Annotated in this window: 10 protein-coding genes and 1 pseudogene; all 11 read left to right on the top strand. The window is 51.7% G+C overall.

The features are described 5' to 3' along the window. Positions 1-633: GNVR domain-containing protein (locus tag D3876_RS21325; protein ID WP_274378999.1), on the top strand; the 633-nt coding region annotated here is incomplete at its 5' end. Between the two features lie 28 nt (positions 634-661). After that, entirely contained in the window at positions 662-967 is a 306-nt protein-coding gene (locus D3876_RS20155; protein ID WP_147417701.1) for a P-loop NTPase family protein, read from the top strand. A gap of 358 nt (positions 968-1,325) precedes the next feature. After that, positions 1,326-2,192, top strand: a complete 867-nt coding sequence (locus tag D3876_RS20150; RefSeq protein WP_147417700.1) for a hypothetical protein — start codon at positions 1,326-1,328, stop codon at positions 2,190-2,192. A gap of 44 nt (positions 2,193-2,236) precedes the next feature. Next, the gene (locus D3876_RS20145; RefSeq protein ID WP_182911993.1) at positions 2,237-3,424 is read left to right on the top strand and encodes a lipopolysaccharide biosynthesis protein; all 1,188 of its coding nucleotides are present in this window, start codon (positions 2,237-2,239) and stop codon (positions 3,422-3,424) included. Further along, positions 3,408-4,148 (top strand): class I SAM-dependent methyltransferase, encoded by a 741-nt coding sequence (locus tag D3876_RS20140; RefSeq protein WP_119762442.1) that lies wholly within the window; start codon positions 3,408-3,410, stop codon positions 4,146-4,148. Before D3876_RS20145 ends, D3876_RS20140 begins: the two co-directional genes overlap by 17 nt. A 433-nt stretch (positions 4,149-4,581) precedes the next feature. Beyond that, entirely contained in the window at positions 4,582-5,226 is a 645-nt protein-coding gene (locus D3876_RS20575; RefSeq protein WP_182911994.1) for a glycosyltransferase, read from the top strand. Between the two features lie 36 nt (positions 5,227-5,262). Further along, positions 5,263-6,624 (top strand): hypothetical protein, encoded by a 1,362-nt coding sequence (locus D3876_RS20130; RefSeq protein WP_119765792.1) that lies wholly within the window; start codon positions 5,263-5,265, stop codon positions 6,622-6,624. Continuing rightward, a complete protein-coding gene (locus tag D3876_RS20125) occupies positions 6,624-7,868 on the top strand; it encodes a glycosyltransferase (protein ID WP_220475461.1) in 1,245 nt (414 codons plus the stop codon). The genes D3876_RS20130 and D3876_RS20125 overlap by 1 nt, the downstream gene beginning before the upstream one ends. 733 nt (positions 7,869-8,601) lie before the next feature. After that, positions 8,602-8,948: pseudogene (gene tnpB, locus D3876_RS20975) on the top strand (IS66 family insertion sequence element accessory protein TnpB). Positions 8,949-9,698: 750 nt separating this feature from the next. Further along, positions 9,699-10,478: an FkbM family methyltransferase gene (locus tag D3876_RS20105; protein WP_119762454.1), complete on the top strand. Its 780-nt coding sequence runs from the start codon at positions 9,699-9,701 to the stop codon at positions 10,476-10,478. Between the two features lie 863 nt (positions 10,479-11,341). After that, positions 11,342-11,554: hypothetical protein (locus tag D3876_RS20655; RefSeq protein ID WP_220475501.1), on the top strand; the 213-nt coding region annotated here is incomplete at its 3' end.

Below are 11,554 nucleotides of genomic sequence, written 5' to 3'. Positions count from 1 at the left end.
GATGGACTGCTGCAGCGCTACAAGGAAATCGGTGTCGCGGGGGTAGGAGCCAATAATATCGCCATCGTCGATATTGCCAAGGTGCCGGACAAGCCTTCGGCCCCAAGGCTTTCTGTGAACTTGGCTTTGGCCCTGGTTCTCGGGCTCGGCTTGGCCGGTGTAGCGGCATTTGGGTTGGAACAGATTGACGAAGGGCTGCGTGATCCGGGGCAAGTAACTCGCCTTCTTCAGATACCGCTACTTGGAAGCGTCCCTGATGTAGAGGATGAGGATGCATTGGTCGCGCTCAACGATGCCAAGTCAAATCTTTCCGAATCGTATTTGAGCATCCGTTCTAATTTGGCCTTCTCGACCGATCACGGCGTGCGCGGGCAATCATGGTTACAAGCACCAGGCCCGCGGAGGGAAAGAGTACGACAAGCCTGGCGCTCGCAACGGTATTTGGACGTACAGGCAAAAAGGTACTCATCGTGGATGCGGATATGCGTTCGCCTTCGCTCCACACATTTGTTGCGATGGACAACAAACAGGGCCTTAGCAATTTTCTTGCTGGCGACGACGATTGGCGCCAGCTCGTCGCGTCGGACGTTGCAAGGGACTGAGTCTGATGGCGGCTGGCCCAACGCCGCCTAGCGCAGCTGAACTGCTGAGCAGCGACAGAATGACTGTGCTGATTGGCCAGTTGCTCGAGCACTTCGATCACGTGGTTATCGATGCGCCGCCCATTTTGGGCCTCGCGGACGCGCCGTTGCTTTCGCGCGCTGTCGAGGGCTGCATCTTTGTGATCGAGGCTGACGGCGTAGCCGTTCGTGGAATCAAGGCCTCGCTGGATCGACTTAAGTCGGTGCAGGCGCATATATTCGGCGCCGTCCTGACCAAGTTGAAAAAGCGGGAGGCCGGCTACGGCTATGGCTACGGCTATGGCTATGGCTATGGGAGCAACTTAGAGCGAACCGGTAGCTCGTAATGAGCAGGTATTCGCTTTCCAGCTTGTCCGGGATTCGTGCGGTTGGTGCGGTTGTTTTGTCGTCGGGCTGCGCTGCCATCGACGCGTTGGGACACGTTACTAGGCGAACTAAGCCGGAACTTGCGCTTACAGGACCGACATGGGACGGCTTTTCGGTCGGCTTCGCGGCGAGCCGGGAGCTCTTGGTGGCGGGATCCCGAACGAACTCAGGGCGGATGGCCCAGCTTGCAAGAGCCTCGATCAACGCCGAGCCAATCAAACCCGTGGCCGTCAGATTGTTGGGATTGGTCGAGGAGGCGCGCAATGATCGATTGGCGCTAGCCCGAATGCGTCTTGCCGAAAGGCTATCCCGCGAGAGTTGACAACCCAACTTTGGTTGATGGAGCGCGCGACGCAATCAAACGATCTCGACGGTGCATTGCGCCATTATGATACCGCGTTGAGAACCGGTCCCGCGAGCCATGCAATTCTATTTCCGATCCTCGCACGGGCATTGGACGATGATCAGATAAGGGCGCACCTGGCAGTGCGCTTGCGCCGCAACCCGCCTTGGCTTGCGTTGTTCGTTGAGCACGTACTGACAAATCGCCAGCACATGGCAAACTTGGCCCGCACGTTTGTGCTGGCCGGCACAACTCCACCGGAACCAGGTTTTGAATTGTTATCGTCAGCGATGTTGGAGGTGCTGGTCGATCAGAGGCAATTTGAAGTTGCGAGGGAATTTCTGGCGATACTCCCTCGCAGTCATGCCAGGGCGGCGTCATCGATGGGATTCAATGAGGCTTCCACTGACGCCCGCTTTCGTCCCTTTACTTGGGATCCGTTGACCGGCTCAGCTGTAGGGGCCGAGTTTGAGGAAGGCGGCAAAGCGCTTAGGGCATTTGCTGGATCGGGTGAGCGGGCAGTCATTATGCGACGATACGTGGCACTGCCGCCGGCCACCTATGAGTTTGCAGTTCGAGAAGAACCGGTCGAAGCCGGGCCAGACGCGACCCGGGTGTGGAAAGTCGATTGCGCGATGCGGGGTTCCGATCTCGCACTCGCTAAGGTCGACGGATCGCTCGCAAGAGAGCCAAGGACGACGCGGTTCACGTTCATTGTTCGGCCAGGGTGCACTTATCAGCGGATTAGTCTGGAAGTCGCCGGCGGAAGTGATCAGTTGGGATTGTCTCTTTTGGCGCGAGATCTCAGTATAAAAGCCTCAAAACGTTCGCAAATAATCTGATTGCGAAATACTGATCTTAGTAATTTTAGCTAAGGCTGTTCATCTTGATCTGGAAGCGCCCCGTTTTTTTGAGTACGGTTAGTTTGGTGGCTGTACGATTTTTGGGCGTTGGGGCGCGTTATTTTGGACTTTTGACGCTCGCTAGCATCGTTCCGGCTGCGCAGTTTGCGTCTTACGCATTGGCATTCATTGTTGCAGAATTTGCACGTTGCTTGGCCGATGGTGGCGTTGATACTGTCTATTTAAGAAGGGCGGAAGCGCTGGAACCGGACGAACGCGTCCGAGTGGCCCGCCGCGCTATGCTTTTGAAATTAATGCATGGTTTGATGACGGCGGTCGGCGTGATCATCATATTAAATTCTTTGCATGGCGTAAATTTACTCATGCTGTTTATTGGATTGCAATTTTTTCCGCAATCGTTGCTGCAGCTTACTCTCAATGTTCGTCAAGTTGACAATAAAGCGCATGAAATCGTAGGAATTATTGGTGCAGTTTACGTTACTGCGATGGCAATGGCCGTACTATCTCACTTTGGGTTTCCTACAGGTAAATGGTGTCTTCCGTACATTGCAGTTGCAGAGCTAATCTGTGCGGCAATTTTTTTTCGTGTACGTCTTATATTTCGCATTAATGATTTGCGGGTCGCGTACAAAGTATTTTTCCCCCAAGCGCTACCAGTGCTAGGGCTCGCACTTCTTGCTTATGCGAATACGCGCACAGACGCATTGCTTGTTTCAAAGCTCATGAGTCCCGACGTCGCAGGAAAGTACATGTACCTTGCGCGGTGGGTGGATTTTGTTCCGATGCTTATTGGTGGTGTCGCACTACCATTGGTGGGTAAGATCCCTTCAATCAGGGCGAAGGGGTATTGGTACTTCGGCGCCCTGTTCGCCGTTGCGACAGCCTGGATACCTTTCGCCATTGCTCAACTCGTTGTCTGGTTCAATCCGGCTTACGCACCGGCGGATGGCCTTCAGTGGATATTGGCAACGATTGCGGGGGTCCGGGCCATGTTGACCGTAACCACCGTGCTTCTGCTGTCCGTCTGGAGGGATGGCTGGCTGTTCAGGATAGCGATATGCACATCCATCACCATTCCCCTTGTGGGATGGCAACTTGGTTCTGCCTTTGGCGCCGTGGGCGTCGCGGGCACAGTTCTCGCTGTGGAAGCGTCAAATTTATTGTGCCAAATATGGCTACTGTTAAGGCTTCGCGATGCTCGACAAAATTGAGACCTCTCCTTCGACGCTGACCAGTGATGATTGGCGCCGTGAGGTGTATGAGAAATATCATAGCTGGAAGGGGTGGGATGTCGGAACTGCTGCCCGCGATGCCGAAATCGCGTTGCGCGAGGTGCGCCGTGCGGGTGGACAGGCTCCTTCCGAGCTGCTTGAAATAGGCTATGGTGATGGCGCCTTCTTAAGACGGGCTGCTGCTCGTGGCTTTCGCTGCTCCGGCGTCGAACTCGACGATAGTTTATGCCCGGAATTGTGTGCGAGCGGCATTGATGCGCGCGCTGGATCAATCAGTCAGTTCGGCGATGGGCAATTTGATTTGGTCGTAGCATTTGACGTGTTTGAGCACATGGAAATGGCTGAACTGCTCGATGTTCTCAAGATGACGCAAAGAAAAATGAAATATGGCGGCCTGTTGATAGCTCGATTTCCAAATATGGCAAGTCCATTCGGCGTGATCAATCAATATGGTGACGTGACACATTGCACAACACTTTCGCCGAAAGGTTACCTTCAATTGGCAAACGTTGCTCAACTGGAGCTCGTTTCTATCTCAAACGCGCTTACAAACTGGCATGATTTGGGGATATTGAAGTTTATGATGAAGCCTTTGGCTATAGCAGTTCGGCGATGTGTGGAGTTGGCGTTGGGCTTTGCTTATTATGGCGCCAAGGTGCCGCTCGATCCCGAAGTCACTGTTGTTGTTGAGAAGAGAAAATAGCGGATTATTGGTTATGTTAAACAAAGAACTGATTTTAATAGCGGATTTTTTCGGCTCAATAAAGAAAAGAGGCATCCCCGCTTACGTGAGGGATGTTGACATTATTGGCAGGGAGCTTTGTGTTGTTCGAACCCTGAGGGCGCCACTATGGGTAGGAAGGCTTCCTGATTGGGCGCAGAATATACTTATGGTTATTCATGAACAATTTGTAGTTCCCATGTATTTCTTATTACTCCGTCCAAGCGTAACCATATTTCCATATAATTCGTGCTCATTTGTTCTTTCACTATCGAGGCGAGTGGTTTGTATAGTTCACGATCTCATTCCCTATAAATCGACGCATAGAAAATCTAAATTTTCCTTTTGCTACGTGGCATGTACATCGGCATGGCATGCCCGCCTTGGGAGAACGTTTGGGGTTGTTTCTCCTTATATGATGCGCGTGCTGCAATCTGTGCCTAAATTTTCGCGAAGTCGGATCGTGTACATCCCAAATTGCTTCACCAGCATAGAAGCAGAATTTTCTCGCTCCTTGGTTTTGAACGACGATGCTTCAGATCTTCGGGTTCTGCTTGTCTCTGGCGTGGGGCCAAATAAGGACTTCAATTCGGCGCTCCGAATGATGAGCGCGCTGGCAAAGGATAGCCGACTGGATAAGGTTGAGATTGACGTTGTCGGCTTTGGTGACGCTTCGGAGCGTGCCATGAAGCTAATCGCGGACTTTGGGCAAGCGGGCATGAAATTGCCTGAAATCCGGGTACATGGCCTCTTGCCTCAAGAGCAGTTGGTGCGCCTTTTTCAGGCAAGCAAGGTGACTTGGGTCCATTCACGGGCAGAGGGTTTTGGTCGGGTTGTGGTTGAAGGCAGATTGGCTGGCCGACCGGTGGTGATGAGTCGATTGCCTGTATTCGGCGCACTTAAGGATGATTGGACGTACTCGTACGCCAACGACGACGTCGATGAATTCTGTGAGAATATGGCTGCGGCTATTAAACTCGGCGGCGTTTCTGTTCCGTACTCGAAGATCGATAGATTGAAGAGAGAGGCGAGGTCTGGCCTCTTTAAACTTCTGAACTAGAATTGCACTTTTTCGAAATTATAGAAATGCACACAAATGGAAAAAATTTTTCATAAAAAACGTCAGAATCCTGTCGAGATATTTGCAGTATTCATTGGCGCATCGGTTTTTTCCACTTTCGTGGCTATTGGGTATATGTCAGCAGCTAACGCGATTCTGACTGCCTTTTCATATGCTGTTTTGATCCAGTTTCTATTCGTGATCCGTGTTGTTTTTTCGACCGGCTGGTTGTTTGTCATTGCTTATATTTTTCATGCTATTTTTATTGGCGTGGCTGGTTTGAGTGTCGGTATGGGCTGGACAGACGTGCCCGCATATTTGCCTTACGGCGAGCTCGCTGGGCCTGCACTGATCGCTCAATACGCGTTGGGCATGTGTGCTATACGATCCAGGGAGATAGCGCCGCAGTATGAAATTAGTCGCAGTGCGCTGCTGCCAGCTGTGGCTATTTGCTCCGTGGCCGCCTTGGTAAAGTACTACTATTATTATGAAGCGGTCGGGTCTCTCGGTGGCTATCTCTCAATTTATACGGAGGGAGATACTATAAGGGACGCAAGTCCTGCAATAGTGAGGCTATTGGCGGCCGCGGCTCCGTTGGTTGGTCTGTTGGCGATAACGCAAAAGGGAGTGCCATATTGGGCCCGGGGGTTGGGGCTTTTCGCCATCGCCCTCGAGGTTATCATTGGAATCAGATCTCGCCCGGTTTTTCTCATTGCTTGTGCGTTTGTGCTTATCCAGCATTCCATGAAGCTGGGCGTCCGGCAGAGAATTATGGTGATGGTGGGTGTGCCTTTGGCTGCTGCGTTCGTCGCGTTCATCGGCTACGCGCGCGAGTCTTGGGATGTGTCAGCTATTGATTACCTGATTGTGACGTCCTCTTCACTTTTCAGTTCATTTGATGCTGCAGTTCTGGGATCGGATCAGACTAGTGGGCGAATGTTGGTCTTCACGCAGTTGAAACCTTTGATTGTGCCGTCCGACTTAAATAGCATCGATACTGTGTCGAAATTGATTTCGTCTGTGTACATTTCGCGCGCATACGATCTTGGTTTTGGGCTGTCTTCATCGGCGTTGTTGGAAAGCCGCCTGATCTTTGGACCTGTATTGATAAGTCTGGCATATCCACTCTTGGCGGTCGCAATCTGCGCTCTTGCGCAACGCCTCGTGGAGTCCAAGGTGCCGCTGGCCTTTCTCGTGGGCGTCTGTGTGATGCCATTTGCTTTCTATATTTGGCGCGCCGAGTTGTGGCAGCTGGTTGTTCCACTGATAAAATCCTCACCGGTGGTCATCTTCATTTACGTGCTGGATGCTTTCGCAAAAAGATTTGCGCCCAAGGGGAAGGGCGCAAATGAGCGGCGGCCGAAAAACGCCAATATTATTGTGGAAGGACGCCGTTAATGTCTCTGTCGCGAAACCGGCCACGCGCGTTGGTGCTTACGCCAAGATTTCCTTATCCAGTTGTTGGTGGGGATAGACTCAGAATACACGAGATCTGCAAATCTCTTGCCGATGAATATTCTCTGACGCTTCTCTCGCTTTGCGAAACAGAGGAAGAGATGAATGGTGGGTTGGTCACGGACGCGTTGTTTGACAAAATTGAATGTGTGATGCTTCCGAGATATCGTTCATATTTGAACGTAATGCTTAGTATTCCTACCCGTATTCCATTGCAGATCGCATATTATCAATCATCAGTATTCGCGAAGCGGGCGAGGGTGCTTGCTGAGGAGCATGATATTTGTGTGGCGCATCTTATTCGTGCGGGGCACTATATCAAGGAGATGAAGCATATTCCGACGATTCTGGAAATGACCGACGCGATTTCACTCAATTATAAACGCGTTCGTTCTGTGAGGTCATTGAGCTTAAAGGCGCTTATATATCGTTATGAGTTTGATCGATTGCATAAATACGAAACTGATGCAATTTCACAATTTTCGCTGGTGAATTTTACCTCTGCAGAAGACGCAAGATTTTTGTGCGGGAACGAAATTCCAAGTCATGTGAAAGTTACGCCAAACGGCGTAAATACAATAGATTTGAATTTTGTGAACAGAGTGAATTGTAAAAATGTCGGAGTTTTCATTGGCAATATGAATACGGTTCAGAACATGGACGCTTGTATTCATTTTATTGAAGATATCATGCCAAATTTACGAGAGGACGATTTGGCTGAATTTAGGGTTGTGGGGCGTATTAGCGACAGCGGGCGAGCCAAGCTCTGTGGCTATGAACGTGTGACAGTTACAGGCGAGGTGCCGTCTATTCCAGAAGTTGTCGCCGATGCAAAGTTTGGAATTTGTTCCGTGAGGTTGGGGGCTGGCATCCAGAACAAAGTCCTTGAATATATGGCACTGGGATTGCCGGTGGTAACTTCGCGCGTGGGCTATGAGGGCCTTGCGGCTCGAGAGGGAAGCGATCTGCTTGTCGCATCTGAGCCAGCGGAATTTGCAAATATGGTAAGGCGTTTGGCCGAAGATCCACTATTGTATGAAGCTCTGGGCCGAAACGGTCGGGCCTATGTTGAGCAGAACCACAATTGGGAAGCAAATCTTGCGCCATTCGTGGCAGGTGTACGAGAAGTCCGGGGGACAAACTCCGAACAGTTGAATGTTTGCAGCGACCGATTGCAAGCATCGTAAACCAACACCAGAGTAACCAGAATAGCGGCGAGCGAGTGCGGTGTTGACGTTGACGGCAGGTTGCGCCGCTACGGCGTCTGGGCTTGTGGCTGGATCCGGAGCGGCAGAGTCCATTTTGCCTGACCTCGTTGGCTGCGAGTCTGATCGGCTATAGCGCTTCCATCCTACGGCCTCTTTCCCCGGCCAGAGAATGGCTGGTCTTGAGCGCGCTTGGCGGATCGGTGGGCCAGATCATGATGCTCTCGGCGCCTGAATCGCGCCGTAAGCGACGTTCGCTCCTCACCTTGTTTGCCTGCGTGATTGAGGCAGACACGGGGTATGGACGACGACGCGCTTACGACCGCACTGGACGCTCGCACTGGAGTTGGTCTGGAGCCGGTCCGGCGTCTCGAGGTGCTCAGCACGATGGCCGGTCGGCGGCGATCCTGGAGCTTGGAGCAGAAGCTAGCGATCGTCGCGGAGGCGCAGCATTGTGATAAACTTTACGGCGCTTGCTCGGCTGTACGATATCCGGACCTCCCAACTCTACCTGGCGCCGTGAGCTTCGTTACGCATTGGAAGCAAAGCATGGCTCGACGGAGGCGGAGCCGATGTTCGTACCGGTCGCCGCCGATGGTGCGCGGCGAGGCGATGTCGCGATCGAAGTTGAGATCGACGGCGCCGTGGTCCGGATTTCGCGAACGGCCAAGGCTGATCTCGCCGCTGCCGTAGTGCAAGCCCTTCGGTCCAAGCAATGATCGGACCTGGTGCTGGGGCGCGCGTGACGGTGGCGACGCGCCCGGTCGATTTCCGCAAGGGGCCTGACGCGCGGGTCGCGCTGGTTGGCGCCGAGTACGGCGGCGATCCCTATTCGGGCGTGATCTACGTGTTTCGGGCCAACGGATCAAGCTGATCTGGTGGGACGGAACCGGCCTGTGCCTGATGGTCAAGAAGCTCGAGTCCGGTGGCGTCAAGTGGCCGGGCATCCAGGATGGCGTAATGCGTCTGACGGCGGCGCAACTTGGTGCGTTGCTGGAGGGTCTGGACTGGCGCCGGGTGCATGGCGGCCGTCGCCCGATTGCCCCGCAGATTGCCGGTTGACGGGGCTTCCTTGTGTTGATTCACTCGTGCCATGCTCATGGAAGCGGACCTGCCCGAAGACATCGAAGCGTTGCGTGCATTCGCCCTAGAGCATTTTCATGATGGGCGGAATCGTTGGGGATTCCCATTGAGTTGATCGTGTGATTCATAGGACGCCGTTACGAAGGAGGCGGCGATGGGTTGGCGATCGGGTCAGAGTTATTCGCAGGATTTGCGGGATCGGGTGATTGCGGCGGTCGATGGCGGGCAATCCGCCCGGCAGGTTGCGGTGACCTTTGGGGTGAGTATTGCCTATATCTACACGCGAGGTGCCAACCGGCCACACCGTTACCAATTGTCATGGCAGTGCACGCACACATTTGTATAAACAACATCACACGATCCATTGATCGCACTTCGGAGCACATCAAGGATTGCACCTCGGCGCAAGCGACGCCTCTTTCCTGGCCCAAAGCTTCAGGCTAACAAGCAGCCTGCCCCGATGCACGCGCCTCAGGTCATTCGAAAAGATGCTCGTCATGATCCCTCCGTTGCCCCCTCATACCAAGTGCCACCGAGACCTAGGAGCAACCGTCATCGATAGCGCCGATGCGCAACCGCATCTGGAAGCAAAGATCGTCACATTTTTGCGATTGGCGTTTTCCTAAAACGTCCATTTTAACCACCGATAACTTACGAATTCATAATACTGATTTTATATATAAATCTATTACTTTCAGATCGCGCAACCACGCAACAAGGAGTGCATAAGTGGGAAGATCTCTTGGAAGAGTATTGCGAGCAGCATTTCAGCCGTTGCATTGGTATACGATTTTTAAAACGTTTAAGATTTGCAAAAACCCTGCACAATATCTTTTGCGATACGTGCTTGACCTAGGAAAATACCCTTGGGATCTTCACTTTAGAACTCCAACCGGAGATCATTCTATTAAGATAAATATCTTTGAAGATCTCTTTACATTTAATGAAATTTTCATTTGGGAAGTATATAAAAATTCAAAAAAAGAAAGTGTATTCGTTGACATTGGAGGCAATATTGGTCTCTCTTCCTTATACTTCCTTACACGTTGCGTTAACACGCGCGGCGTACTCATTGAACCTCTTCAAGGAAATATTGACCGGGCAATTGCGCAGCTTGCGAGTTTTGAGGGAAGAATTCAGTTTATGCATTCCGCGGTTTCAGATGCGACTGGCGTTCTGGAAATTGGCGTAGAGCCAACCGGCCGCTATTCGGGCGTCGATTGCCTGGAAACAGGGATGCGCCAAGTAGTACCGGCGGTTGGGATTAATGAATTAATTGAAACAACGGCCTCAACTCTTGGCCAGATCAGCACTATTAAAATCGATTGCGAGGGAGCCGAGCAGGCATTTATGCCTGTCATTAGAGAAAATAATCTGATGAACGTGCATCGCTTCGTGATTGAATCGCTACCAATCAAAGATAAAAATCTACTGGATTCTGGATTTACTAAAAAAATCGTATTTGATGACGGCATTGGAGGAGTTTTTGAGTATTCTCGACAAGTTTAGAAAACTTGACTATCGACTTGAAGCGCCCCGCTTACGCGGTTTAAAGTAAATACGATAGGGCGGCAGGCAATGCAGTAATGCGCAGGCCGCCTCTATTCCCCTACGAATTTCGAGCCATCGCGCTTCGACAGAGTACCCATGATTGACGGTGTCACCAAGCGACAGTTCGGCGACGAGCACTGCTGAACGGCGGCGCCATGACTGCCCAGATGGTTGGCGCATTCGACAATATGGGGAGCCATCGTAACTGAGAGGCCGACCGCCCCCCCTTCTCCGACGACTATCGTGCTCGCTCGATCAGGGTTGCTCGCAATAGCTGCGCCCGGCAATGCCGCCACCCCAGGCGCGCCTACGGCCAAGTCTCGTCAATGAAAACGAGACAATCGGACCGAGGATTGAGCCGCCCTCGACCATCGCGGGCGTCGATTTGCACGCCTGTTCAGCCCGTAAGCCGATTTCATGCCGCGGCGACGGCTCAGAGCGACAAAGCGCAGAATGCGGCCCCAAGCACCTCCACCCGCGGCCGCGCCGGGCGGTGAAGACCTCAGGAAGATCTTCCCGCAAAATCGGCCAGAAGCTCGCATTACGGCTTCCGTCCGGAGAATCCCCAATTGACGATAGTGCCGGGAGCGCTTGCCTGAGAGTCTCGGTAACGATACGCTTTTCATCATGATGAACAGCTTTTCAAATTGAAACACAGTAGATCAAATTTCCATACTACAAATGATTAAGTAATTTATTCATAATGTTATGACACGCTTAAATAAAATATTCAAATAGATTAAAGAAAATAGAATGCCATTTAATAAATATTACCATGCATTTAAAAATTTGATCAAAGACATCGTATGTCAGGAGGATATATGCTGCAAAACTCGATCGGAGAAATACTTAAATATATAGCTTTTAGGTATACGAATCTTGGCGCTCCATCATATAATTATTGCGTCGACCCCATTGAGCTTTCTACACTTATTAACGAAATAGAGCGCCTCAAGGATGCCGATGGATGTATAATTGAAGTTGGCGTAGCGCGAGGAATGACAACAAAATTTTTGTGTGAACATATAATGCGC

Source organism: Sphingomonas cavernae (assembly GCF_003590775.1).
Classification (GTDB): Bacteria; Pseudomonadota; Alphaproteobacteria; order Sphingomonadales; family Sphingomonadaceae; genus Sphingobium_A; species Sphingobium_A cavernae.
This window is presented reverse-complemented; position numbering and strand designations above follow the sequence as displayed.